At 65.8% G+C, this 24,268-nt stretch carries 28 protein-coding genes, 1 tRNA gene and 3 pseudogenes; 20 read left to right on the plus strand and 12 right to left on the minus strand.

The window, feature by feature from the left end:
- Positions 1-1,749, minus strand: a 1,749-nt coding sequence (locus NTV05_00175) for a hypothetical protein (GenBank protein MCX6542817.1), incomplete at its 3' end; no start/stop codon positions are given.
- Between the two features lie 368 nt (positions 1,750-2,117).
- Here NTV05_00175 and NTV05_00180 point away from each other — a divergent pair.
- Complete coding sequence (locus tag NTV05_00180) at positions 2,118-3,923, plus strand: PDZ domain-containing protein (protein MCX6542818.1); 1,806 nt, start codon at positions 2,118-2,120, stop codon at positions 3,921-3,923.
- Positions 3,924-4,124: 201 nt separating this feature from the next.
- On the opposite strand, the gene NTV05_00185 is transcribed toward NTV05_00180, so the two are convergent.
- The 4 genes and pseudogenes from NTV05_00185 to NTV05_00200 all read right to left on the minus strand — a co-directional run bounded on the left by NTV05_00185 (position 4,125) and on the right by NTV05_00200 (position 5,655).
- The gene (locus tag NTV05_00185; protein MCX6542819.1) at positions 4,125-4,304 is read right to left on the minus strand and encodes a hypothetical protein; all 180 of its coding nucleotides are present in this window, start codon (positions 4,302-4,304) and stop codon (positions 4,125-4,127) included.
- 359 nt (positions 4,305-4,663) lie between these two features.
- Complete coding sequence (locus tag NTV05_00190) at positions 4,664-4,930, minus strand: DUF2442 domain-containing protein (protein MCX6542820.1); 267 nt, start codon at positions 4,928-4,930, stop codon at positions 4,664-4,666.
- Positions 4,911-5,096, minus strand: a pseudogene (locus NTV05_00195) (DUF4160 domain-containing protein). The gene NTV05_00190 and the pseudogene NTV05_00195 overlap by 20 nt, the downstream one beginning before the upstream one ends.
- A gap of 64 nt (positions 5,097-5,160) precedes the next feature.
- The gene (locus NTV05_00200) at positions 5,161-5,655 is read right to left on the minus strand and encodes a hypothetical protein (protein ID MCX6542821.1); all 495 of its coding nucleotides are present in this window, start codon (positions 5,653-5,655) and stop codon (positions 5,161-5,163) included.
- Positions 5,656-5,817: 162 nt separating this feature from the next.
- Here NTV05_00200 and NTV05_00205 point away from each other — a divergent pair, with 162 nt between their 5' ends.
- From NTV05_00205 to NTV05_00220, 4 genes and pseudogenes are all read left to right on the plus strand, one after another.
- Positions 5,818-6,036 carry a ribbon-helix-helix protein, CopG family gene (locus NTV05_00205; protein MCX6542822.1) on the plus strand — a complete coding sequence of 73 codons (219 nt, stop codon included), beginning with the start codon at positions 5,818-5,820 and terminating at the stop codon, positions 6,034-6,036.
- Positions 6,033-6,449 (plus strand): putative toxin-antitoxin system toxin component, PIN family, encoded by a 417-nt coding sequence (locus NTV05_00210; GenBank protein MCX6542823.1) that lies wholly within the window; start codon positions 6,033-6,035, stop codon positions 6,447-6,449. Before NTV05_00205 ends, NTV05_00210 begins: the two co-directional genes overlap by 4 nt.
- A 161-nt stretch (positions 6,450-6,610) precedes the next feature.
- Positions 6,611-6,901, plus strand: a complete 291-nt coding sequence (locus tag NTV05_00215) for a BrnT family toxin (protein ID MCX6542824.1) — start codon at positions 6,611-6,613, stop codon at positions 6,899-6,901.
- Positions 6,870-7,064: pseudogene (locus NTV05_00220) on the plus strand (hypothetical protein). Before NTV05_00215 ends, NTV05_00220 begins: the two are co-directional and overlap by 32 nt.
- Before the next feature lie 237 nt (positions 7,065-7,301).
- On the opposite strand, the gene NTV05_00225 reads toward NTV05_00220, so the two are convergent.
- The gene (locus NTV05_00225; protein MCX6542825.1) at positions 7,302-7,622 is read right to left on the minus strand and encodes a hypothetical protein; all 321 of its coding nucleotides are present in this window, start codon (positions 7,620-7,622) and stop codon (positions 7,302-7,304) included.
- A 188-nt stretch (positions 7,623-7,810) separates the two neighbouring features.
- Between NTV05_00225 and NTV05_00230 the strand changes: the two genes are divergently transcribed.
- From NTV05_00230 to NTV05_00245, 4 genes are all read left to right on the plus strand, one after another.
- Positions 7,811-8,011 carry a type II toxin-antitoxin system VapB family antitoxin gene (locus tag NTV05_00230; GenBank protein MCX6542826.1) on the plus strand — a complete coding sequence of 67 codons (201 nt, stop codon included), beginning with the start codon at positions 7,811-7,813 and terminating at the stop codon, positions 8,009-8,011.
- Complete coding sequence (locus NTV05_00235) at positions 8,008-8,430, plus strand: PIN domain-containing protein (protein MCX6542827.1); 423 nt, start codon at positions 8,008-8,010, stop codon at positions 8,428-8,430. The genes NTV05_00230 and NTV05_00235 overlap by 4 nt, the downstream gene beginning before the upstream one ends.
- A gap of 434 nt (positions 8,431-8,864) precedes the next feature.
- The gene (locus tag NTV05_00240; GenBank protein ID MCX6542828.1) at positions 8,865-9,143 is read left to right on the plus strand and encodes a type II toxin-antitoxin system RelE/ParE family toxin; all 279 of its coding nucleotides are present in this window, start codon (positions 8,865-8,867) and stop codon (positions 9,141-9,143) included.
- A 12-nt stretch (positions 9,144-9,155) separates the two neighbouring features.
- Positions 9,156-9,458: a HigA family addiction module antitoxin gene (locus tag NTV05_00245; GenBank protein ID MCX6542829.1), complete on the plus strand. Its 303-nt coding sequence runs from the start codon at positions 9,156-9,158 to the stop codon at positions 9,456-9,458.
- Between the two features lie 89 nt (positions 9,459-9,547).
- Here the strand turns inward: NTV05_00245 and NTV05_00250 are convergent.
- The 6 genes and pseudogenes from NTV05_00250 to gap all read right to left on the minus strand — a co-directional run bounded on the left by NTV05_00250 (position 9,548) and on the right by gap (position 14,425).
- Positions 9,548-9,667: pseudogene (locus NTV05_00250) on the minus strand (DUF2442 domain-containing protein).
- Between the two features lie 970 nt (positions 9,668-10,637).
- Positions 10,638-10,724 (minus strand) — tRNA-Leu (locus NTV05_00255).
- 18 nt (positions 10,725-10,742) lie between these two features.
- Positions 10,743-11,072 (minus strand): preprotein translocase subunit SecG, encoded by a 330-nt coding sequence (gene secG / locus NTV05_00260; protein ID MCX6542830.1) that lies wholly within the window; start codon positions 11,070-11,072, stop codon positions 10,743-10,745.
- Positions 11,073-11,323: 251 nt separating this feature from the next.
- Positions 11,324-12,082, minus strand: a complete 759-nt coding sequence (gene tpiA / locus NTV05_00265) for a triose-phosphate isomerase (protein ID MCX6542831.1) — start codon at positions 12,080-12,082, stop codon at positions 11,324-11,326.
- A 7-nt stretch (positions 12,083-12,089) separates the two neighbouring features.
- Positions 12,090-13,283 (minus strand): phosphoglycerate kinase, encoded by a 1,194-nt coding sequence (locus NTV05_00270; GenBank protein ID MCX6542832.1) that lies wholly within the window; start codon positions 13,281-13,283, stop codon positions 12,090-12,092.
- 134 nt (positions 13,284-13,417) lie between these two features.
- Positions 13,418-14,425 carry a type I glyceraldehyde-3-phosphate dehydrogenase gene (gap, locus tag NTV05_00275; protein ID MCX6542833.1) on the minus strand — a complete coding sequence of 336 codons (1,008 nt, stop codon included), beginning with the start codon at positions 14,423-14,425 and terminating at the stop codon, positions 13,418-13,420.
- Positions 14,426-14,508: 83 nt separating this feature from the next.
- Between gap and NTV05_00280 the strand changes: the two genes are divergently transcribed.
- From NTV05_00280 to pdxA, 11 genes are read left to right on the plus strand one after another with little or no spacing between them, the layout of a single operon-like run.
- Positions 14,509-15,849, plus strand: coding sequence for a 3-deoxy-D-manno-octulosonic acid transferase (locus tag NTV05_00280; protein ID MCX6542834.1), 1,341 nt, complete (start codon positions 14,509-14,511; stop codon positions 15,847-15,849).
- Between the two features lie 11 nt (positions 15,850-15,860).
- Positions 15,861-16,910, plus strand: coding sequence for a tetraacyldisaccharide 4'-kinase (gene lpxK / locus NTV05_00285; GenBank protein ID MCX6542835.1), 1,050 nt, complete (start codon positions 15,861-15,863; stop codon positions 16,908-16,910).
- Positions 16,907-17,851: a lysophospholipid acyltransferase family protein gene (locus NTV05_00290; GenBank protein MCX6542836.1), complete on the plus strand. Its 945-nt coding sequence runs from the start codon at positions 16,907-16,909 to the stop codon at positions 17,849-17,851. Before lpxK ends, NTV05_00290 begins: the two co-directional genes overlap by 4 nt.
- 2 nt (positions 17,852-17,853) lie before the next feature.
- The gene (gene waaF / locus NTV05_00295) at positions 17,854-18,885 is read left to right on the plus strand and encodes a lipopolysaccharide heptosyltransferase II (protein MCX6542837.1); all 1,032 of its coding nucleotides are present in this window, start codon (positions 17,854-17,856) and stop codon (positions 18,883-18,885) included.
- Positions 18,882-19,460 carry an HAD family hydrolase gene (locus tag NTV05_00300; GenBank protein MCX6542838.1) on the plus strand — a complete coding sequence of 193 codons (579 nt, stop codon included), beginning with the start codon at positions 18,882-18,884 and terminating at the stop codon, positions 19,458-19,460. The genes waaF and NTV05_00300 overlap by 4 nt, the downstream gene beginning before the upstream one ends.
- A 6-nt stretch (positions 19,461-19,466) precedes the next feature.
- Positions 19,467-19,937: an adenylyltransferase/cytidyltransferase family protein gene (locus tag NTV05_00305; protein MCX6542839.1), complete on the plus strand. Its 471-nt coding sequence runs from the start codon at positions 19,467-19,469 to the stop codon at positions 19,935-19,937.
- Positions 19,938-20,954: a glycosyltransferase family 9 protein gene (locus NTV05_00310; GenBank protein ID MCX6542840.1), complete on the plus strand. Its 1,017-nt coding sequence runs from the start codon at positions 19,938-19,940 to the stop codon at positions 20,952-20,954. It abuts the gene before it with no gap.
- Positions 20,947-21,465, plus strand: a complete 519-nt coding sequence (locus tag NTV05_00315) for an isoprenylcysteine carboxylmethyltransferase family protein (protein ID MCX6542841.1) — start codon at positions 20,947-20,949, stop codon at positions 21,463-21,465. Before NTV05_00310 ends, NTV05_00315 begins: the two co-directional genes overlap by 8 nt.
- Before the next feature lie 56 nt (positions 21,466-21,521).
- Positions 21,522-22,562, plus strand: a complete 1,041-nt coding sequence (gene holB / locus NTV05_00320) for a DNA polymerase III subunit delta' (GenBank protein ID MCX6542842.1) — start codon at positions 21,522-21,524, stop codon at positions 22,560-22,562.
- A gap of 39 nt (positions 22,563-22,601) precedes the next feature.
- The gene (gene ricT, locus NTV05_00325; protein MCX6542843.1) at positions 22,602-23,366 is read left to right on the plus strand and encodes a regulatory iron-sulfur-containing complex subunit RicT; all 765 of its coding nucleotides are present in this window, start codon (positions 22,602-22,604) and stop codon (positions 23,364-23,366) included.
- Complete coding sequence (gene pdxA / locus NTV05_00330) at positions 23,363-24,268, plus strand: 4-hydroxythreonine-4-phosphate dehydrogenase PdxA (GenBank protein ID MCX6542844.1); 906 nt, start codon at positions 23,363-23,365, stop codon at positions 24,266-24,268. The genes ricT and pdxA overlap by 4 nt, the downstream gene beginning before the upstream one ends.

Raw genomic sequence — 24,268 nt, forward strand, 5'->3', positions numbered from 1 at the left:
CGCGCGCAACGCCCACACCGGCCCGTGCAGTGCCGCCGCACCGATCACGAGCGCCGTGCGCACCGTCTCCTGCGCCGCGCGCACCGTCCCGCGTGCCGCTCGCGTCAGGCCGCCGAGTGTCGCCTCGTCGAACGTGCGTCCCGTGCGCCCGATCGCGCGCAACGCCCACACCGGCCCGTGCAGTGCCACCGCACCGATCACGAGCGCCGTGCGCACCGTCTCCTGCGCCGCGCGCACCGTCCCGCGTGCCGCTCGCGTCAGGCCGCCGAGTGTCGCCCGGCCGACCGTGCTTCCCGTGCGCCCGATCGCGCGCAACGCCCACACCGGCCCGTGCAGTGCCGCCGCACCGATCACGAGCGCCGTGCGCACCGTCTCCTGCGCCGCGCGCACCGTCCCGCGTGCCGCGCGCGTCAGCCCGCCGAGTGTCGCCCGGCCGACCGTGCCGCCCGTGCGCCCGATCGCGCGCAACACCCACGCCGGCGTGCGACTCCGTTCGAGCGAGGTTCGCTCGGCCCGCTGCGCCGTCACAACCGACCACCTTATCGCAGCCTCACGGAGCTGGATCACTATCTCCTCATCACGGAGCCGGCTCACCTCCTCGGGCTGCGGCTCGCGTAGAACCGGCGTCACCCACGGCTGGTTCACTGGCTCGTCTGCCCTCACTGGCTCGGCGGCCCATTGTGGCAAGAGCGACTCGGGCGGCGGCGTGATTCGGGGAAGGGGATCCGGCGCGACCGTTCCAGGGTTCTTCGTCTCACAACCCTCGCCGGTTGTAAGCGGCAGCAGCTCGCGCGGCGGGATTTCGGCGTCGCTGCGCGGTCCCACACAGTCAGTGGTCGATCCGGTCTCGTCGTGTCCGTCCATCCGAGCACGATCGGAGGCATCAACCAGCGACTTGATCGGATTCTCGCCCGACGCGGGCCGGCGCCGCTTCGACAACGCCTCCTCGAACGCCATCTGCGCGTCGCACACCGCCGAAAATCGGGTCCGGGTCTCGACCTGGAGCGCGGTCCTGAGCCATGCATTCAGTGCCTTGGAAATCGGGACGCGCGCATCGCCTCCGTCGGTCATCATCAACGACTCAATCAGGCTCAAGAGTCGTTCCGGGTATTCATTGGCCTCGAGTGGCCGGCCCGCGAGCAGCGCCACCGCGACAAGGCCGGTCTGCGCGATGTCAGCCTGCTGATCGAGACGGGGAACATCCGAGCCGGGAACCACAGGAATCCGGAACTCGTTCCACAGCTTGGCTCGAGAGTAGCTGAGACGCTCGAGCGCGAGACCCAGGGCACAGTCCGCAACGACTAGATGACCTCTGGGTGTCACGATGAGGCGTTCGGGAGCAATCAAACCATGCGTCACGGCTCGCGTCTGGTGGAGCGCCGCAAGCGCTCCGAGGAGTTGACGCACAACGTGAAGAGCCGCGTCTGTGGGAACGACGGCGCGGCCGTCACCGGCGGCCTGGAGGATGTCAGACAGCCGGGTGCCCGGGATGTAGTCCGAGACGATCTCGAAACCGAAGGGATCGTCGGGAGCTTCGGCGGCGCTACGCACAGGCACGAAGCGCGCGAGGCGCAGTGTCGCCAGGCGAGCGACCCGCTCACGGATCGCAGCCCGCATCGTGGAGAGGTCACGGCACAACAAAAGCACCTCGACCGTGTCGCCGGCTGCGACAGTCCGGGTCGATCGCTCACCCAGGCGGTCGCGGAAGTGACAAAACTGCTCGGCCGGAAGGGCTCGCAATCTGGACATGCGCCCAGGTACGTGCAACAAACGGGCCGGCCGCGCTGCCACACCTCACCTCACGTAATTACTGTTGTTGCAATAATTTACAGACACACAGGCGTGAGGCGCGCGACCTCCGTGTCGGCAGGTCGCATTCGATTGCGTTCGTCCGGTTCCGGAGTTGTCGCCGCCGCGTAACTCGCCCGCAGGCGCGCGCCCGTGACGACTCTTTTCGCACACATTCGCACACGCCTTCGTGGTCGAGTCCGCTTGAAGCCCGCCTCCGGTTGACGAAACGAGACGACCCCTCAAACAGGCGACGTCTGCGGCGTTCATTGACGACGCGTGCCGCATTGACGCCAACCAGCCAATCGCTTACTGTCCGCGACATGATGATGACCATCACCCGTCGGATCGCACCTCTTCTGGTGGCGGTGCTGATTGCAGCGGCGCCATGCGCGCTCGGCCAGCCGGCGCCCGGCGTCATCGCGTTCACGATCTCCATGCCGCAGCCGTCGAACCACCTGTTTCACGTGACGCTCCGCGTAGCTGGTCTGACGGGCGAGCTCCAGGACGTCAAGATGCCGGCCTGGCATCCGGGCTACTACCGCATGATCGACTACGCCAAGAACGTGTCGGGCTTCCGAGCGCAGGATGGAGCGGGTCGGGCCCTGCCGTGGGAGAAAATCACAAAGAACACGTGGCGCGTCGCGACGGGCGGGGCGTCCACCCTGATTCTGAGCTACGACATTCTCGGGACGGTGACCTTCTCCGCGCAGAACTACCTGGGAGAGAGCCGGGCCTTCATCGCGCCGACAGGGATGTTCCTGCATCTTGCGGGACGGCTGCAGAGCGCCGCCACGGTGAGCATCCAGTTGCCGTTGGGGTGGACCAGGATCGCCACCGGGCTCAACCCGGTTCCGGGCAAAGCGAACATGTTCTCCGCGCCGGACTTCGACACGCTCTACGACTGCCCGATGCTGATCGGCAACCAGGAGACGCTCGAATTCGACGTGCAGGGCAAGAGACATACCGTCGCAATCGAGCACATCCCGGCCAGCGTGGATCGCCCGAGAATGCTCGCTGATCTGAAGAAATTGGTCGAGTCGGCGGCCACGCTCATGGGCGATCTTCCTTACACCAGCTACACATTCCTCATGATGGGCAACGGTCGCGGCGGCATCGAGCATGCGAATTCGTCGGCCAACTCGTTCAACGGCGACAGCCTTGCCGATGAAGGCGGCTATCGCCGCTGGTTGAGCTTCATCTGTCACGAGTACTTCCATCACTACAACGTGAAGCGCATCAGGCCGATCGCCCTTGGGCCATTCGACTACGACACCGAGAACCTCACGGACATGCTGTGGGTGTCGGAGGGCCTCAGCGTCTACTACCAGGATCTGCTGCTCGTCCGCGCCGGTCTCCAGACCGCCGACCAGTACCTCGACAAGCTGGCCGGGGCTATCGATTCGTTCGAGAACGCCCCCGGGCACCACTATCAGTCCGCCACCGACTCGAGCATGACCACCTGGGGGACGTCGGGCGTCGGCAACGACCGCAACACCACGATCTCGTACTACGACAACGGCGCCATGCTTGGCGCCATGCTGGATCTGGCGATCCGGCATGAAAGCGGAAACCGGAAGTCGCTCGACGATGTGATGCGGGCGCTCTACCGGAAGTACTACCAGCAGAAACGGCGCGGCTTCACAGACGACGAGTTCAGGCAGGAGTGCGAATCGGCGGCGGGCGCCAGTCTGACGGAGGTACTCGAGTACGCGTCCACCACCAGGGACGTGGACTACGCGAAGTTCTTCGCCTACGCCGGCCTCGAGGTGACGGCGGTTTCCGAAGACGCGCCGGGCTCCTACCTCGGGCTCAACCTGCAGACACGCGAAGGGAAGCTGATGATCGTGGGCGCCAGCGCCGGGTCGCCGGCGGAGCGCGCCGGCCTTGCGGCCCAGGACCAGATACTGGAAGTAGATGGCACGCTTGCGACGCCAAAGGCGCTCAACGACGCGCTGTCGGCCCGGAAGCCCGGCGAAACGCTTACGTTGAAGGTCTCACGGGACAATGCCTCACTCGAGTCGAAGGTCACGCTGGCCGGCAACAGGAAGCAGGCGTTCACGCTCCGGCGGGTGGCCGCGCCGACGGCCCTGCAAGCCGCTATCTTCCCGGACTGGCTGCGCGGCCTGCGGTAGGTCCTGTCGGCCTGGCTTGCAGCCCGCCTTCGCGCCTTCGTCTGATGGTTGGTTTGGAGGTCCGCCGTCGCAACGCTCCGGCGCAAACCACTCCTCTCTCTCGCCCGCTTCTGTGCTTCGGCGAATTGATCGGGAGTCATCTTCTGGGCAAGCGCATCGCGCACTCGGTAAGCCTCCCTCAGCCGCACAGACCGGACCGCGTCAGCGCGTCCCGATGCCAAGGAACAACCAGCCGAACAGTCCCGTAAGAGCGGCGAGCACCGAACAGATGATGCCGAAGCTATCGTGTTGCCGTCTTGCCTTCGGCAGCAAAAACAAGAGAGCCGAGATAGAGCCGCCCAGCATCACGACTGACAGAACGATCTGGGAATTCGTCGTCATCCAATGCTCCCCAGTGCATCAGACACCGGCGGTCCGAGCGACCCCAACGGAGCGGTTCCGCAGCGACTCTTGAGAACGCATTATGCCCGATGGGCGTTGGCTGGATCCAGCATCCGAGGTGCGCCCCTGCTTGGAGCCTCCAACTGCCGCCCAGAAATCACAAGGGGAACACACCAGACTTGACACACCGTTTGACACACTGTTTTCGTACAAACCAACGGCTCGGTTTTCACCGAGCCGTAACTTCTTGAAGTGAGAAGACGTGATCAGACACGCTCTGCATTGACGCAGCGCCGGCGGGCGTCAAAGCGCCAGTAGGGGGCGAAGGCCCGAGTACCAGGCTGTTCCGGCAGACTCTCTCAGGCAGCTTTCGTGCCGGCGCCTCGCGAACCAGCGAGCAAGCCCGCGACACTGAGATCCTCGTCTGCGGCAGACCAGTGGATACCTTCACCGTCGCCAAGCAATTGCCAGTTGCTCCGGGCTGCCGCGTCGGCGGCCATCAGCCGGGGAAACCACGCGAGCGGGACGATGATCCGGCGGCCGTCCGCCAGATCGACGCGAAGCTCCTCATCGGTGAGTTCGACCCGGCGAGCGAGTGGGCGCAATTCAGGGCCTGGGGAACTCATGCCACGCCTCCAACAGCATGTCGCGGTGCTCGGCCACCAGTGTCTGGACGCGAGTGAGCTCGAGCGGCGCAAACCCGGTTGACGCAGCCAGGTGAAGCGGTTCCATCCAGAACTTGGCCAGTTTCTCACCGTCCTGGACGTGCACGTGCGGCGGTTCGTGCCCCTCGGGCTGGCCTGCCTAGCCGAAGCTCAACCGAAGGTGGAGCAGGCTGAGGTCGAGCGAAGGCTGTCTACTGCTTGTCGTAAACCGCCACAGACTTGACGGTCTGTCCCTTGGCATCCGTTCCTGTGCTGGTGATGGAAATCGTCTTCCCGTCGCTGGACACGACTGAGGTCTGAGTGACGGCGACTTTCCCAGCCTTCTTGTAGACGGTCCTCACCGTATTGGCATCGACACGCGTGCGTGCACCCGTATCGGCTTGCGAGTTGTTGCCGACAATGGGGAAGTCCTTCCCGTCGTAGTTCGCGGTGTATGCCCAGTGCTCCACTGTGCCGTCCGCTGCCACCGTATCAACCGTCACCTTGACGCCAGCGCCCGCCGCCACCGTTGTAAAGGTGACGCTCTTGGGTGCCGTGCCAGCGGCGTACGTCGATTTTGCGAGGTTCAACTTCCAGGTGCCCAAACGTGGATCATTGGACTGAGCGAGCGTCGTGCCAGCCAGCTCGACCACCAACCCAAGTGCGAGGACCGCGAAAAGACACGTCTGACGGATTCTTGTCTGCATAGTCTTCGCCTCCAACTGTGCGCCGAGGTTTACTGAGCGTTGTGACGGATGGGCGAGTCCATCTCAGTCTGAGCGTGTCAGCGTGGTAAATCGGACACATTCCTGGCCCTCACGGCGCGGAGCCGATCCGGCAGCACGGCTCGGCGTGCTACACTGTCTTACATGCCCGGAACACTCACAATTCGTTTGGACAAGGACCTCGAACGCAGCCTCGACCGCGTCTGCCGGCGGTCTGGCCGCACGCGCAGCGCGGTCATTCGTGACGCGTTGCGCCGACAACTGGCTCTGTCGAGGTACGAAGACCTGAGGCGGCGCGTGATGCCTTTTGCGGAAGCTCGAGGCTACCTGGTGGACGACGACGTGGTGCGGGACGTGTCGTGAGGATTGTGCTCGACACAAACGTCCTTGCCAGCGCATTCGGCACTCGGGGCCTGTGTGCCGACGTGCTTCGAGTCGCACTGTCCGACCACGAACTGGTGGTGCCCGAGGTCGTGCTCGACGAGCTGCGGCGCGTCCTGCAGAAGCAGTTCAAGGTCCCGCCGCCTCTGGTGGCCGAAATCGAGGCGCTCCTGCGGGAATACGACGTGATTCCCAGACCGAAGAGCGCCGGTCCGGTCCGATTACGCGATTCGTCAGACGAGTGGATTGTTGCGTCGGCACTGGCTGGCCGCGCCGATGTCATCGTGTCCGGCGACGGCGACTTGCTGATCCTCGGTGACACTGGCCCGGTTCCTGTTCTGTCGCCAAGGCAGTTCTGGGACCGGCTGCAGCCCAACGCGAAGGCCAAGCGCTGACCGTGCGCGGCCATGGCGTGACAGCCCTCGCCTGACGATGACTCGCTGGGAGGTCCGCCTCCACCCATATCGACGGATCTTGATCACGCGTGATCACAAGCGCGCGCCCGTGACGACTTGTTTCGCACATATTCGCACACGCTTCAGCGTATGATCGACAGGTGAAGTTCGAGTGGGATCCGAAGAAGGCGGCAGCGAATCTCGCCAGCCATGGCGTCTCGTTCGAGGATGCTTCGACGGTGTTTGGCGACCCGCTCGCCGGTACGATTTCGGATCCTCTTCATTCAGTTGCGGAGGCTCGGTTCATCACGGTTGGGCACTCCGCCTCGGGCGCCCTTCTCGTCGTTGTCCACGCGGAGAGGGGCGAGCGAGTGCGGATCATCAGTGCGCGGTCGGCCACGCCGTCCGAGAGAAAACGATATGCGTCAAAGACTCCGAACTGCAAACGCTGACGACATGCTTCCGGAGTACGACTTCAGCAACGCCGTTCGCGGCAAGTACTACGAACGGTATCGTCAAGGTACCAACGTGGTGCTGCTCGATCCTGACGTGGCCGACGTGTTTCCGAACGCGACCGCGGTGAACGACGCACTGCGGTTGCTCGTCGCGGTGGCCGATGCAAAGGCGTTCCGGCGTCAGGAACGGACCACGCGGCCCGACAAGGCGCAGCCACCCACGAGCCGTGGTCAACGGAAGGGCGAGAAGGCGACCACATCAAAGGCGGCCCGGGGCTGAGCCCCCGAAGGACATCAAGGCCCCCTGCCGTTCACGCCCAGCGACTCGTCACGGCGGTCACACGGTGACCGCCCCGTTCCACCGCGAGAAGGACCAGTGCTGCACCAGCGCGGACGTTCAGTCGTCGTCCGGCAGAACGTAGCGCTCCTTGGGCATCAAATCCCTGGGCTGGACGAATCCGACCTGGCGCCTTCTTGGATCGGTTCTCAGCACCCACGCGATGTCTTCCATCTCGCGGATGGACGGGTGCTGCCGGCTGACGTATTCCGTGCAGACAGCGACAGGGAAGGTGATCCGGTTGTGGCCGGATCCGAGCATGGTGCACTCCACGATTTCGTCGCGAAGGCGCACGCCCTTGGCGACGATCGAGTGCCGGCAACTGACGCACAAAGCGGGCTCGCCCGGACGGGCGGTGCTGCCCTGAATCTTGAAGCGCATCGACATGTCCTCCTACAGGTGCGTCATGCAACACCTCCTTTTGTGAGCAGGTGACGACGATGCCATCGTCGAACGGCGCGGGTCAAGTCCCGGAGCGGCCTGGGAGAGACAGGCCACAGATTCACTCGGGGAAGTGAATGGCAGGGAGTGCTTGACCTACACAGGCTAGATGTGTAGTATTCGTGTGTATGCCAACGAATCTCGCCATTGACGACAGGCTCCTCAATCAGGCCCGCAGCCTTGGCGGGTATCAGACAAAACGCGAAACGGTCAATGAGGCACTGCGGGAGTTCATCCAGCAGCGCCAGCGGCGCGAACTGGTCAAACTCGCCGGCAAGGTCGACTACGACCCGAGGTACGACTACAAGCGGGAACGGCGGGCGCGGTGATCCTCTTCGACACGTCAGTCCTCTCGCGTGTCTTCCGGCGGAAGCGCCCCGGGGCGGAGGAGCGCCGGCTTCAGGCGGTGTTTGACGAACTGATGGCGAGCGACGTTCCCCTCGGCTTGCCCGGGATGGTGCTGCAGGAAGTGCTGAGCGGTGTGCGGTCCCAGCGCCAGTTCACAGACCTTTCGGCGAAGCTGCTCGCGGGCTTCACGATGGTCTCCGAGGGAGTGCCCGAACACCTCGAGGCCGCGCGGCTCAAGAACGTGTGTCTTGGCAAGAAATTCAACGTCTCAGGGATCGACTGTCTCATCGCCGCGTGTGCCATCGTTGGCGGCCACGAACTCTTCACGGTTGACGAGGACTTCACAGGCATCGCAAAGCACGCCCCGTTGAAGCTGTTCAAGGCGCATCACGTCGCCTGACAATGCCTTGAACCGGAGGGCGCGCTGACTGGATTCGCACACACGGCTACAAGACGCCGGTTGTGGGCGCCTTGCAGGTCGCTGTGACTGTGAGGGTTACGAGAGGACGGAGTGGAGGTCCGCCTTCGCGACTTGCTGGCTCGCCAGCCCCTCAAGCTGGGGAAACAGGTAGGCAGACGTGATCAGATGTGGCCTGTGTTGACGGACCTTGATCAGACGTGATCGCAAGCGCGCGCCCGTGACGACTTATTTCGCACATATTCGCACACGGCCGGTGATGGTCTCACGGCACCACTTCCATGGCTGACACCCCCTCGACCCGCAAGCCGGTCTCGCCGGCGGTGCCGCCCGGCCCGTACGACAGCGTGCGCCTCCCTGGGGAGGCACGCAGGCAGGGTATTGACGTTTAACGTTATTCGTTATATTCTCGCGGCGTGATCAAGGGCTTCCGCTGTGCCGACACGCGGGCGTTGTTCGAGACAGGAAAGTCGAAGCGTTTCGGCGCGATCATCGCCGTGGCCACGCGCAAGCTTACTCAGCTTGATGCGGCGGCCACGCTGGAGTTTCTGAAGTCACCCCCGGGCAACCATCTGGAAGCGCTCAAGGGCGATCGGAAGGGCCGGCACAGTCTCCGGATCAACGACCAGTGGCGCATCTGTTTTCGCTGGACGACGGCCGGGCCTGAGGATGTCGAGATTGCGGACTATCACTGACGGAGCATGGCGATGAGGATCAAGAACGGCATGCGGCCGGTTCACCCCGGCGAAGTGTTGCGTGAGGACTTCTTGCGGCCAGCGGGCTTGACCGCCAACGCGCTGGCCAAGGCGCTTCACGTGCCGGCGCCGCGGGTCAACGACATCGTGCGCGAACGGCGCGGCGTCTCCGCAGATACGGCGATGCGCCTGGCGCGTTACTTCGGCGGCGATGCGCACTCGTGGCTGAACCTGCAGGCCATCTATGACCTGCGTCTCGCGGAGATTGCCAACGCTCGCAAGATCGCACGCGAGATCATGCCGATCGCCGTCTGATGTCCGACACCACCTCGACCCCCAAGCCGGTCTCGCCGGCGGCGCCACTGCTCGGCACCGGCGCGCTGGACGAGTAGCCCGCGATCGGCTCAGGCCACGCGGGTGCCGGCGCTCCGCGAACCAGCGAGCAGCCCGGCGACGCTCAAGTCCTCGTCCGCAACGGGCCAATGTATGCCTTCACCGTCACCGAGAAGTTGCCAGTTCCTTCTGGCGGCTAAGAGCGAAGACCAAGAGGGAGAACTCCTATAGAATCCGCGAGTGCGGCAATTGGTCAAGCCAAGCCACCCGCCGTTCCGTCTAACTCGTCGGAAAGAGTCTTGGAGGTGTCTGGTGCGTATTCGTCCGACGTTCGGTCTCTTCCTTCTCATACTTCTGTTGTTCGCCGCAGGGGTATTCGCCATCGGACAGAAGCAAAAGCCACCGACATTTACTGCTCCACAGATTACGGTTGTTCCTTCGAGATCCCCAGTCATCCTGTCTGGGAGCGATGTCGGTTTTCGCGTGGAAAGTTACTCGGGAGAGACCCCTGTCGGTAGGGTCGTCGTTCGGATTGACGGAAAGTGGGTCGAGCCACTCCCGCCTCCCCCGCAGGCAGTGTTTGTGAAGTAGCAGCGCGTCAGCGCGTCCCGATTCCAATAGACAGCCAGCCGATCAATCCCGCGAGCGCAGAAAGCAGCGAACAGATGATGCCAAATCTATCGTGTTCCCGTCTCGCCTTCGGCAGCAGAAACAAGAGAGCCCAGATACAGCCGCCCAGCATCACGACTGACAGAACGATCTGGAAGTTCGTCGTCATCAAATGCCCCTAAGTGCGTTAGACACCTGCGCTCCCAACGATGCCAGCGTAGCGGTTTGGCGGGGACTGTGGGGATCGGATTCATCCCCGAGAACATTGGAGGGTTACCGTGTCGCCGGTGCGCACCTGGCTGGAACCCTCGGTTTCCGCCCGAGAAACACAGGGGAAACCACCCGGGACTTGGCACCGGACTTGAGACACACTTTGGGCACAGAAAATGGCTCGGTTTTCACCGAGCCATAAGTGCTTGTCTATCAGAAGGTCGCTTGCTTGGAGGTCCGCCTTCGCCGCTGCGCGGCTTCGGCGGGACAGCCTTCGCAAGAGGCTGGCCTGCCTAGCCGAAGCTCGACCGAAGGTGGAGCAGGCTGAGGTCGAGCGAAGGCTGGTGCGGAAGGGGGGATTCGAACCCCCACACTCTTGCGAGTGCCAGCCCCTCAAGCTGGTGCGTCTGCCAGTTCCGCCACTTCCGCGAGGAGGGCTATCGTATCCTACTTCTTCGCCGGTGCCGGAGGAGGTGCCGGCGCAGGAACTGCTGGCGCGCTCTGGCCGGTCGGCAGCTTGATCCCGCTTCCCGCCGAGCCTGAGCCCTTCTCCCAGAAGATGGCCAAGGCGAGCGAGCCGGCGACGAACAACACCGCCAGCACGCTCGTCGCCCGCGTGAGCAGGGTCGCGCCGGACCGTGCGCCAAACGCCGTCTGACTGCTGCTGCCCCCGAACGCCGCGGCAATGTCCCCCGCGCGGCCCTGCTGAAGCAGCACGACCACTAGGAGGAGCAGGCAGACCAGCACGTACAGCGTCACGATCAAGTAGTACAGCATCCGGTAATTATACCCAGGGATGGCAGGGAAGCGAAACAGGAGAATGATCCTGGCTGGATTCCGGCTTTCGCCGGAATGACGGAATGCTGGGCTGGATTTCCGCTTTCCGCCTTCGACCCCACCATCGCGCTAAGGCTACGGCGGGACAGGTCGCCAGCACGACGATGACGGCAACAGTAGGAACGACAGCCCGCAGTGCGCGGAGCGCAATGCCACGGCACCGGGAAAGCGCAGATGGAGTCAGATCCCAATTACTGTCGGCAGCCGGAGATGATCTCGAAGAACGACTGAGCCTTGAGGCTGGCTCCGCCGACCAGTGCACCGTCCACATCGGGCAGCGCCATCAACTCCCGGATGTTGTCGGGCTTGACGCTACCTCCATACAGGATGTGGCATTGGTCCGCGCTCTCGGGCGTGAAATGGTCACGGAGCCACCCGCGAATGTGAGCGTGGGCGTCGCCGGCCTGTTGCGGCGTCGCGTTGCGGCCCGTTCCGATCGCCCACACCGGCTCGTAGGCGATGACGAGTGCCGCCACCTGCGCGGGTGTGAGGCCGCCAAGCGATTCGTCGAGCTGCCGGTCGAGGACTGCGGTCGTGCGATTGGCGTCCCTCTCCTCGAGTGTCTCGCCAATGCACACGATGGCCGTCAGGTCGGCGGCCAGAGCTGCCAGCAGCTTCCTGTGCACGCTCTCGCCAGTGTCACCAAAGAGCCGGCGGCGCTCGGAGTGGCCGATGATGACGTAGTCCGCGCCCGCGTCCTTGATCATCCCGGCGCTCACTTCGCCCGTAAACGCGCCTTCGCGTTCCCAATGCAGGTTCTGGGCGGCAATGCCGATCCCGCTGTGGCGCACGGCGTCTGCGGCGGCCGGGATCGCGGGAAACGGCGGGGCCACCACGATTTCGGCCCCGGTGATGTCACTGGTCAGTCTCAAGAGTTCCTGAAGGTAGGCGACGGTCTCGCCGACGGTCTTGAACATCTTGAAATTGGCCGCGATGAAGGGAACGCGCATTTGAGTCCTACTTTTCGCTCAATGCCGCAACGCCCGGAAGCTTACGCCCGCCAAGGCATTCGAGCGACGCGCTGCCGCCCGTCGAAATGTGCGTGATGCGGCCGGTGACCCCCGCCTTCGCCACCGCCGAGACGGTATCGCCGCCGCCGATGATGGTCGTGCCGTTCACGCCCGCAACCGCCCTGGCCACCGCCTTCGTCCCGGCATCAAACGGGCTCGTCTCGAATACCCCCATCGGGCCGTTCCACACCACGGTCTTCGCGGTCCCGATCACGCTGGCGTACCGCGCGGCTGTCTTCGGCCCGATATCGAGGCCCATGCGATCGCCGATGGCCGCGTCGGTCACATCCAGCGTCTCGGTGGCCACCCCTGTTTCGATCTTCGCGGCGACAACGTGATCCACCGGCAGCTCCAGCCGGATCTTGTTTTCGGCCGCGCGTTTCACAATCGCGCGAGCGGCGTCCAGTTTGTCGTCCTCGACGAGCGACCTGCCGACCGGCAGCCCCTGGGCCTTGAAGAACGTGTACGCCATCGCGCCACCCACGAGCAGCGCGTCCACGCGACCAAGGAAGTTCTCGATCACCTCGATCTTGTCGGAGACCTTGGCTCCACCGAGGATCGCGACAAACGGACGCTCCGGCGACTCGAGGGCGTGACCAAGGTACTTGAGTTCGTCTTCCATCAGGAAGCCCGCAGCCGCCCGCGGCATCAGCCGGGCCATCCCTTCGGTCGATGCGTGCGCGCGGTGGCTCGACCCGAAGGCGTCATCCACGTACAGGTCCGCCAGCTCCGCCAACTGTTTCGCAAACCCAGGGTCGTTCTTCTCCTCCTCCGCGTGGAACCGGACGTTCTCCAGCAGCACGACACGATTGCCCGCGGCCTGCGCCTGCGCGATCGCCCGGCGGGCCGGCTCGCCGACACAGTCGTCGGCAAACGTCACGGCGCGGCCAATCAGTTCGGCCAGGTGCTCGCCGACAGGCTTCAGGCTGAACTCCGGGCTCGGTCCTCCCTTGGGTCGGCCCAGATGCGACGCCAGGATGACGATGGCGCCATGCTCGAGCGCGTAGGTGATGGTCGGCAGCGACGCACGGATGCGCGTGTCGTCCTTGATGCGCCCGTTCTTGATGGGCACGTTAAAATCGACGCGGATGAAGACGCGCTTGCCCTGCAGATCGAGATCGCGGATGGACAGCTTGGCCATGTGAGATACCCTGGGAGACTCGATAGGCGGGGTTTGGAATTCGTCTCTTCCAGCCCGTCATTCCGGCGAACGCCGGAATCCAGCCGTGTGCCTCTCTGGATGCCGGCATCCGCCGGCATGACGAGACCCAACCCCTAGATCCCTCTGCCGGCCATGAACATCAGCAGGTCGATGCACCGCTTCGAGTAGCCCCACTCGTTGTCGTACCACGAGAGGACCTTCACGAAGTCGCCGTCCATCACCTTGGTGTACGCCGAGTCGATAATGGACGAATTCGGGTTGCCGCGGAAATCGATCGACACCAGCGGTGCGTCTTCCACCGCGAGGATGCCCTTGAGCGGCCCGGCCGCCGCGGCGCGGAACGCCGCATTCACCTCGTCGGCGGTCGTCTTCTTCTCGAGGAGCGCCGAGAGGTCGACCACCGACACGTTCGGCGTCGGCACGCGCATCGAGAATCCATCCAGCTTGCCCTTGAGCGCCGGCAGCACTTCGCCGACGGCTTTGGCTGCCCCGGTGCTGGTCGGGATCATCGAGAGCGCCGCCGCGCGAGCCCGCCGCAGGTCCTTGTGCGGCAAATCGAGCAGTTTCTGGTCGTTCGTGTAGGAATGGATGGTGGTCATCCAGCCCTTCCTGATGCCGAACGACTCGTGCAGCACCTTCGCTAACGGCGCCAGGCAATTGGTCGTGCACGAGGCGTTCGAGACGATGACGTGCTTCGCCGGGTCGTACTGCTCGTGGTTGACTCCCATGACGAACGAGCCGTCGGGGCCGGTGGATGGCGCCGTGATGATCACGCGTTTCGCCCCGCCCGCCACGTGCTTGGCGGCATCGTCTCGCTTCGTGAACAATCCGGTGGACTCGAAGACGACGTCGACACCGAGGTCCCGCCATGGGAGCTGCCCGGGGTCTTTCTGCGACAGCACCTGGAAGGTGTCGCCGTCGACACTGATCGAGCCGTCGCCGGCTGCGATGGTCGCCTCCAGGTTGCCCAGGATCGAGTCGTACTTCAGCAGGTGCGCGAGCGTCTTCGTGTCGGTGATGTCGTTGACCGCCACAATATTGATATTCCGATTTCCCAGTGCCGCGCGAACGAGATTGCGGCCAATCCGGCCAAACCCGTTGATTCCGACGTTGATTGCCATCGCGCTCCTCCAAGGGTTCAGAACTTGATTGTACTGAACGCGTTGCGGCAGGGTCAAACGCGCGTGGTATCTTGATTCGGCGTATGTACGCGTTTTACAGCCTGGCGACCGTGCTCGTCTTCGTGCTGGCGATGCCCTATTTTGTCTACCAGGCCATCCGCTACCGGAAGTACGTCGGCAGTCTCCCCGAGCGGCTCGGGTTCCTGCCGCTGTCGCTCAATCTCGACCGGGACCCCTCGATCTGGATTCATGCCGTGTCGGTCGGCGAGGCGCTCACGGCCCGCGCTCTCGCCGGTGACCTCAAGGACCGGTATCCCGGTCTTCGGCTCTTCGTGTCCACCACGACGATGACCGGCCAGGAGGTGGCGCGCCGGAGTTTCCAGATGGCCGACGGGATCTTCTATTTTCCGTTCGACCTGCCGTTCATCGTGAATCGGGTGGTCACCGTGCTTCGGCCGCGCCTGTTCGTGATGATGGAAACCGAGATCTGGCCCAACCTGCTCCGCGTCTGCCGCGAACGCGGCGTCAAGACCATCATGATCAACGGCCGCATCTCGGCGCGGTCGTTCCCGCGGTACCGGATCGCGCGGCCGATGTTCAGGCGAGTCTTGGGGCTGGTGGATCGCTTCTGCGTCCAGGGCGGGGAGACGGCTGCGCGATTGATCGATCTCGGAGCGCCGGCCGATCGCATCACGATCACGGGAAGCCTCAAGTTCGATTCGCTGCGCACGGCCGGCGGCGCGGCCGCGCACGGCAGGGGAGCCGAACGCGTGCTTCGCTTCTTCCGCGTTTCCGCCGGGCGGCCGGTGATCGTCGCGGGGAGCACGATGCCGGGCGAGAGCGAGATCGTGCTGGGGTGCTTCGAACGCATCCGCACGATGGCCCACCACCCATTGCTCATCGTGGCGCCCCGTAAGCCCGAGCACTTCGACGCGGTCGAGCGGGCGGCACGGCAGGCCGGGTTCCGGACGGTACGGCGATCGGAGCTGACGATCGACGAGGAGCCGAAGGCCGACGTCGTCATCCTCGATACAATCGGCGAGCTGGCGCACGTCTATCTGGCGGCGACGGCGGTCTTCGTCGGCGGCAGCCTGGTCGATGTCGGAGGGCACAACATCATCGAGCCGGCCGTCCATGGCAAGGCCATCGTGTTCGGGCCCCACATGCAGAACTTCGCGGAGATTGCGCGATCGTTTCTGGATCACGGCGCAGCCATCCAGATCCGGTCCGCGCGTGAGCTGGAAGATACGCTCCTCGATCTGATCTCGAACCGCGACCGCCGGGAACGGCTGGGGGAAGCGGCCCGGGCGTTGGTCGAGGCCAACAGGGGCGCGAAGGATCGGAGCCTCGACGCCATCGCGACGCTGCTGCCCGTGCCGTCGGCGGCGTCGGACAATGTCCTGCCGTTTCCAGCCGCGCGCTGAAAGCTCGAACTGTGTTGAACGCTCTCTATGCGCGGATCGCTCAAGCCAGACGGGGCGCCTACCGGCGTGCGGATCGGCAACGCCGCCTCCGCCGTCCAGTGGTGAGCGTGGGCAACCTGCGCGTCGGCGGCAGCGGAAAGACGCCGGCGGTGGCGTGTCTGGCGCGCATCCTGGCCGCCCAGGGCGAGCGGCCGTCGATCCTGAGCCGCGGTTACGGGCGGCGCCGTGCGCCGGCGGGCGTGGTCGTCGTGTCGGACGGATCTCGCATGCGCGCGGATCTGGACTCGAGCGGCGACGAGCCCCTGATGCTGGCGCGTACCCTCGACGGCGTCCCGGTGCTGGTCGCCGAGGATCGGTATCTGGCCGGTGTCCTCGCCGAGCGGCATCTGGGCGCCACGGTGCACCTGCTCGATGACGGGTTTCAACATCTGCCGCTCGCTCGCGATGTCGATCTGCTGATTGTCAGCGAGGAGGATCTCGCCGATCCCCGAACGCTGCCTGGCGGCCGCTTGCGCGAGCCGCTGTCGGCCGCGGCAGCCGCCGACGCCGTGCTGGTGCCGGGTGTGTCAGTCGAGTTGGCACGGCAAGTCGGGGCACGACTTGGCGTGCCGGTGGCGTTCGCGATCACGCGCGTGGCGGAGCAGCCGCGGAGCATCGACGCGTTGTCAGCCTCCGTCCTGGCCTCGAACGACCTTCCGGTCTACGCCGTAGCAGGGATCGCCCGGCCGGAACGGTTCTTTCAGGATCTGTCGGGCGACGGATGGACACTCGTGGGGACGCTCGCCTTTGGCGATCATCACCGGTACGACACGCGCGACGTCGGACAGATCGTCGCCGCAGCCAGGTCTGCGGGTGCCGCGGCATTGGTCACTACGGAGAAGGATCTCATGCGGCTGCTGCCGTTCCGGCCGCTCGCGCTCCCGGTCCTCTGGGTCCCGCTGACGGTTCGCATCGAACCCGAGGACGGCTTTGGCGCCTGGCTGGCGGCGAGACTGGCCGCCGTGCGCCGGGCGCCTGGCAGGCGCGGCTCTGCAGATTCTGCTGCGGAGACGCACACATGAAGCGTCTCAGGTACCGAGTCGAGTACGGGCTGGTGCGGCTCACGATGGGGCTCGCGCGCCGGTGTCCATGGCGCATGACACAGGCGATGGGATCCGGCGTCGGGCGCCTCTTTCACACGTTCGATCGCCGCCATCGGCGGATTGCGCTTGCCAACGTCGCGGCCGCGTTTCCGCACCGCGCGCCGGCGGACCAGCGCGCCATCGTGCGGGGCGTGTTCATGCACTTCGGGCGCCTGCTGTTCGAGCTGATGAAGTTCAGCGGCCTCACTCGCGAGCAGATGCTGTCGCGCGTCGAGTGGGAGGGCACGCGATGGGCCGACGCCGCCTACGCCGCGGGACGAGGCGTGCTGTTCTTTACGGGGCATTTCGGCTACTGGGAAATCCAGGCCATTGCGCATGCGGCGGCTTCCAACCGATCCATCGGCGTGCTCGCGCGCGCACTCGACAATCCGGCGCTCCACGAGTTGCTCGAGCAGATTCGAGGCTGCACGGGCAACTTCTCGATCTACCGGCGCGGCGCGATCCGGCGCGTTCTGCGGACGCTGCAGGCGAACCAGAGCGTGGCCATCCTGATCGACCAGCACATCCAGGCCCCAGACGCGGTCACGGTCAATTTCTTCGACCGGCCCGCGTCAACGACGCTGGCGCTTGCGATGCTGGCGAGGCGCACCGGCGCCGCCGTCATCCCCGTGTTTGCGATGTCCACGGGGCCCGGCCGGTACCGCATGGTGTTCGAGCATCCGGTAGAGCCGCCGCAGGACGATTCCCCGGAGGCGATTCTCGACTTCACCCAGCGATGCACCGATGTCCTGGAGATGTACGTGCGCCGCCATCCCGAACTCTGGCTCTGGATGCACCGCCGCTGGCGCGACGAAGATCTGATCGACGCCAGAGAGCCGGGCGGCTTTCCGCTCAACCGGCCCGACACCGGAGCCGATTAGGCATGACGACGATCGTCTTCTCGCCCAACTGGCTGGGGGATGCGGTGATGGCGCTGCCCGCCATCGCGGACATTCGCCGGCAGACCGATGGAGGCCAACTGCTCGTTGCCGCGCGGCCGGCCGTTGCCGGCCTGATGGGCCTGGTCGCGGGCATCGACCGCGTGATTACTCTGGCCCGCACGGACGGATCCTCGCCGATTGGCCGACTGGGGCAGGACGTAAAGGCCATTCGAGCGCAGGGCGCCGACGTCGCGATCCTGATGCCGAACTCGATGCGGGTCGCTCTCATCGCGGCCCGGGCCGGCATCGGCCAAAGGTCGGGGTACGACCGGAACTTGCGCCGAGTGCTCCTGACGCGCGCGGTCGCGAGACCAAGAGCCAGACTGCACCAGGTGGACGACTATCGGCATCTGGTTACGGCGCTCGGTTTCGCGAATGGCCGGCGGGAGCCAGTGTTGACGGCGCCAGCCGCGGCGATCGAATCGGCGCGGCGGCTGCTCGCCGAACGCGGGTGGACCGGCGATCGCCGCCTGGTCGGTGTCGCGCCAGGCGCAGCGTACGGCGGGGCGAAGCGATGGCCGCCGGAACGGTTCGCGCGTGTCATCGCCGCGCTCACCGAAGAGCACGGCCTCGCGTGCGTCCTCGTCGGCGGCGACGCCGATGCGAAGACGGCAATGGCAATCGAGGCGGAACTCGGTAAGATCACGAGACGGCTGCCAACTGGGGCGGTGATCAACCTGGTGAGTCGTACAGATCTGCCGCAGTTGTGCGGCGTGGTCGCGCTTGGCGCCGCGTTTGTCTCGAACGACTCTGGCGCGATGCACGTGGCCGCCGCGCTGGGAGTCCCGGTGGTCGCGCTGTTCGGCCCGACCAACCAACGCGCGACCTGTCCGGTCGGACGCCGGGCCACGCGCGTGCTGACCTCGCCGGCATGGTGCCGGCCGTGCATGTTGCGCGAGTGTCCAATCGACCACCGATGCCTGATGGGCATCACGGTCGATGCGGTCGTTGGCGCTGTGAAGGAACTGATGTGACGTCACCACGCCCAGCCGCGTTTCTCGACAGGGACGGCACGTTGAACGAAGAGGCGGGATATATCGATCGCCTCGAACGGCTCATCCTGTTTCCGTTTGCCATCGACGCCATCCGCCTGCTGCAGCAGATGGGATACCTCGTCGTGGTCATCACCAACCAGGCCGGTGTGGCGCAGGGGTTCTACAGCGAGGACTTCGTCGACAGGACGTGGCAGTATCTGGCGAAGCGGGCGCAGTTGGGGGGCACGCGCATCGACGGTCACTACTACTGTCCCCATTCACCGGACGCGGTCGTCGCCAGGTACCGGGTTGAGTGCGAGTGCCGGAAGCCCAAGGCGGGGATGGCCGTGCGCGCCGCGCAGGAGCTCAACATCGATCTCCGCCGATCCGTGGTGATTGGCGATCGATGGCGCGACCTCGCGGTGGCGCAGGCAATTGGCGGCCGGGGCATCCTCGTCAAGACCGGGTATGGCGCCACCGAGGCCACCATGCCGCCGCCGGGGATGGCGGCCGACGCGGTGTGCGAAAACCTGATCGACGCGGTGGTCTGGCTGCAGGCCCGCTCGCTACCGTGAATTTGTATGGCCCGCGTAGTCTCACTTGACGAACTCGATACGCTGGTGGCCGCCGACCGCAAGGCCGGCCGCACCATCGCGCTCGCCAACGGCGTCTTCGACCTGCTCCATGTCGGGCACATCCGCTACCTGCAGGGCGCGGCGGCGGAGGCCGACATCCTGGTGGTCGCGGTCAACGACGACGACTCGGTGCGGATGCTGAAGGGGGAGGGGAGGCCCGTGATGCCCCAGGCCGATCGCGCCGAACTGGTTGCGGCGCTGCGGGGTGTCGCGTATGTCGTGCTCTTCTCCGGCCGCACCGTCACTGATGTCCTGCTGCGCCTTCGTCCAGACGTGCATTGCAAGGGCACCGACTACACCGTCGAGTCCGTACCCGAGCGGCCCGTGGTGCAATCGTATGGAGGACGCACCGCGATCGTCGGTGATCCCAAAGACCATTCGACGCGCGATCTGCTCTCGCGCATGACGCAACCCTAGATGGCCCGTTCAGTCCTGATCGTCCGGCTCGGTGCTCTCGGTGACCTGGTTCACGCCCTGCCAGCCGTGGCGGCGCTGCGGGACGCGTGGCCGGAGGCGCGGATCGACTGGGCCGTCGACGCGCGGTATCGCCGGCTGCTCGACTTTGTGCCCATCGTGAACCGCGTGATCGAGATGGGGAGTGCCGGCACGTCGTTGGTCGGCGTGGTGCGATCGCTTCGGCGCGAACGGTACGACACTGCGATCGATCTGCAGGGCTTGATCAAGTCGGCCGTGCTGGCGCGGCTGTCTGGTGCGCGCGAGGTCCTGGGTTTTGCGACGCCGCTTCTTCGCGAACCTGTGGCCAGTCTGCTCTATACGCGACAGGGGGCTGTTGAGGCAGGCGAGCATGTCATCGCCAAGAACGTCGGACTGTTGCGCGTCCTCGGCGTTGTGCCGACGTCCTGGTCGTTCCCGCTGACCGTCCCCGACACCGATGTCGTCAATGCCGTGCGCGGGGCGCTTGGCATCGGTCAGGACAATCGGTTTGCCGTGCTCAATCCCGGTGCCGGCTGGCCCAACAAGCAGTGGCCACCGAGCCGGTTCGGCCTGGTGGCGCGGCATCTTTCGACGCGGCAGGGATGGCCATCGGTCGTGCTCTGGGGTCCGGGAGAACGTGGTCTGGCCGAAGAGGTCGTGGCGGCGTCCGACGGCACGGCGCACATCGCGCCGCCGACCGGATTGGGTGATGCACTGGCTCTTGTTCGCGCCGCGGCGTTGTTTGTCGCGGGCGACACCGGGCCGCTTCAACTGGCGGCCGCTCTCGGTACGCCGACGGTCGGTCTCTTCGGGCCCACCGATCCCGCGCGCAACGGGCCCTGGTCGCCGGCGGATGTGACGCTCTCGCGATTCGAACAGTGCGAGTGTCATCATAAGCGGCGATGCCGAAGGAACCAGCCGTGCGTCCAGGACATCAGCGTCGAAGACGTGATGGGCGCGGTCGACCGGCGATGTCGCCAGGGGATCCCGGGTGAATAGCGTGCTGCTGCGCCTCGCGCGGTTGCGAGTGCCGCTCGGCTTCGGCGCGGCCGCGGCCGCCTATGTGCTGGCGCGTCCGAACGCGTCGAGCCTGCTCTGGGGGATGCTGGTGGCCGCAGCGGGTGAGGCCGTTCGCCTGTGGGCCGCCGGACATCTCGAGAAGGGACGCGAAGTGACCCGCTCCGGTCCGTACCGGTTCTCCAGGCATCCGCTCTACGTGGGTTCGACCGTGATCGCCTGTGGGGTCACGCTGGCGGCGTCGAGCGTGTGGGTCGCCGCTGTGACAGCCGTGTATCTAGCGGCCACGCTGACTGCGGCGGTTCGCACCGAAGAGGCCTACCTGCGGCGCCAGTTCGGCCAGGAGTACGACAACTACTGCCAGGGCCTGGCCGCGAGCGTCGATCGGAGGTTCAGCTGGACCCGCGCCTGGCGGAACCGCGAATGGCGGGCGATCGCCGGCCTCGCCGTCGCGGCCGCACTGCTGGCGGCGAAGGCGGCGTGGCTGAACTAGCCGGCTGGCTGGCGTGACAGGCACGTGTGGTAGCATCCTTCTAACCTCCGTCTGCCATGCCTTTCCGTGACATAGTCGGCCACCGTCGCCAGATTGGGCTGCTCGCGCGGGCTCTTGGGGCCGACGCGCTGCCGCCGAGTCTCGTGTTCTCAGGCCCGGACGGGATCGGCAAGCGGCGGGTCGCCCTGGCGGTGGCGCAGGCGCTCAATTGCCTGAGCCCGGCCGTTGACCTGGGCCCCGGCAGGCGCGATGCGTGCGGGAACTGTCTGGCCTGCAGCAAGATCACCAGGCGCATTCACCCGGATGTCCTGGTGATTGAGCCGGAAGACGGCGAGGAGATCAAGGTCGAGGCCATTCGACAGGTGATCGGGCAGGTCACCTTCCGGCCCTTCGAAGGCCGTTATCGAGTGGTCGTCATCGACCGGGCCGACCAGATGAATCACGTCGCCCAGAGCGCGCTGCTGAAGACGCTCGAAGAGCCGCCGCAGCGGACGGTCCTAATGCTGGTCACCGCGCAGCCGGATACGCTGCTCGCGACGATTCGGTCCCGCTGCTGTCATGTGCGGTTTGCGGCGATCGCGCCGCACGAGATTGCCCGGGATCTGGTTGAGCGGCATCGCTTTTCCGAACCGGACGCGAATGCCGCGGCGGCACTCTCTGGAGGAAGCTTTCGCAAGGCCCTCGACGCGGGAACCGCTGAAACCACCGAGGCCCGCGCTGTCGCGGTGGCGGTGCTGCGCGAAGCGGCACGCGACGCTGACCCGCGAACCCGGCTGGCGGCTGGGGCCGCGCTGTTGCCGGCGGGGACTCGCAAGGGGAAGGACAAGTCGCAAGCCGCGTCTGACCGCGGTGCGCTGGCGGTTCGACTGAGTGCGCTGGCGTCGATTATCCGGGACGTCACCGTGTTATCGGCACGCGCGTCCGATGAGGCGCTGGTCAACCCCGACATCAGGACCGAACTGGAATCCCTGACGAGGTACTACGACCGGGCCAGGCTCGATCGCGCGTTTTCGGCCGTGGGACGATCGCTTGCTGCGGTGGAACGGCACAACGCCAGTCCGAAGATCGTGGTGGACTGGCTGGCGGTCCAGTTGTAGCGTCGCGGCGTTCGAGCGGCGATAGATGCAGAAGGGCGTATGAGCGCTGGACTTCCCGGCGCCGCCATCATGCTCAAGACCATCGGCGGCCTGATGGTCAGGGCGGCGGTGCCGTTTGATCCGAACCCACCTTTCGCGGACGGCGACGCGGTCGTTGTCCATCTGGATGGCAGCCCGGTCATTGGCCACGTTGTGGCCAGATGCCTGCTCGTGATGGCGAAACAGCCGATGACGGACGGTCTTCCAGAGGTCGTCCGGCGCGCCACCGCGCAGGACTTGACCATGCGGCAGCGCCACGAGCAGCGCGAACGGGACGCCTTCCGTCTCGGCGTGATGAAGATCCGCGAGCGGGGACTGGCGATGAAGCTCGCGCGGGTCGAGCAGGCGTTCGACGGATCGAAGCTCGTCTTCTTTTTCACGGCCGAGGAACGCGTCGATTTCCGCGAGCTCGTGCGGGAGCTGGCCTCGGACTTCAAAACCCGGATCGAGCTGCGCCAGATCGGCGTGCGGGACGAAGCGCGGATGCTCGCCGGCTACGGCACCTGCGGCCGTTCCCTGTGCTGCAGCACCTGGCTGCACGCGTTCGATCCCGTCTCGATCAAGATGGCAAAACTGCAGGATCTTGCCCTGAACCCCTCGCGCCTGTCTGGCCTGTGCGGACGCTTGAAGTGCTGCCTGCGCTACGAATTGATCGACGGCGCGCTGCCGCCGGTTGCCCGCGGCGACGAGAGTCTCGCCGAAAGCGTCAAGGAACCCGGCTCGCGGGATCGCGGCGGCGCGTGCGGGCACGGTCGCCGCCGATGAGCCTGCCGCGCGTGGCGATCACCGTGGGGGATCCGGCCGGCATCGGTCCCGAGATCGTCGCCAGCGCGCTCGCCGACGCGCGCGTGACCGACGTGTGCGAGCCCGTTGTGTACGGGCCGGCTGATCTGGCACGGTTTCGTCCTGGCCAGTTGTCGGCCGAGGCGGGCCGCGCGGCGTACGACGCGATTGTGGCCGCAGTGAACGATGTCCGAGCCGGGCGCGTGGAGGCCATGGCCACCGCCCCGGTGAACAAGGAGGCGTTTGCGCTGGCTGGCCTGCCCTGGCGCGGCCACACCGACCTGCTGGCGCACCTGACCGGCGCGGCGTCGGTGGCGATGATGTTCTACGCGGAAGCGCTTCGGGTGGTGCTGGCGACGATCCACGTGCCCCTGGCCGATGTGCCCCGGCTGCTGACGCGGGCGTCGCTGGAGCAGGTGATTCGGCTGACCGCGCGCGAGATGCCGCGGTTCGGGTTTCCGTCGCCGCGACTGGCGGTCGCCGGACTCAATCCCCACGCCGGCGAACACGGCGTGATGGGTTCGGAAGAACGCGAGGTGTTCGAGCCGGCGCTGGCCGCGTGCCGAAGCGGCGGGATCGACGTGGCCGGGCCGTTTCCAGCAGACACGTTGTTCGGGCGTGCCGCCCGTGGCGAGTTCGATGTCGTCATCGCCAGCTACCACGACCAGGGCCTGATTCCGATCAAGCTGCTGGCCTTCGGCACCGCCGTCAACGTGACCCTGGGGCTGCCGATCATCCGGACGTCGGTCGATCACGGGACCGCCTTCGATATCGCGGGACGGGGGGTGGCCGATCACGGAAGCCTCGTCTGCGCCGTCCGGCTTGCCGCGCGGCTGGCCCGACACGCGGTACGGCCGGCTGACGGTACGGAGGTTGGCGCGTGA

The sequence above is a fragment of the Acidobacteriota bacterium genome, assembly GCA_026393755.1.
In the GTDB taxonomy this organism is placed as follows: Bacteria; Acidobacteriota; Vicinamibacteria; order Vicinamibacterales; family JAKQTR01; genus JBAXOX01.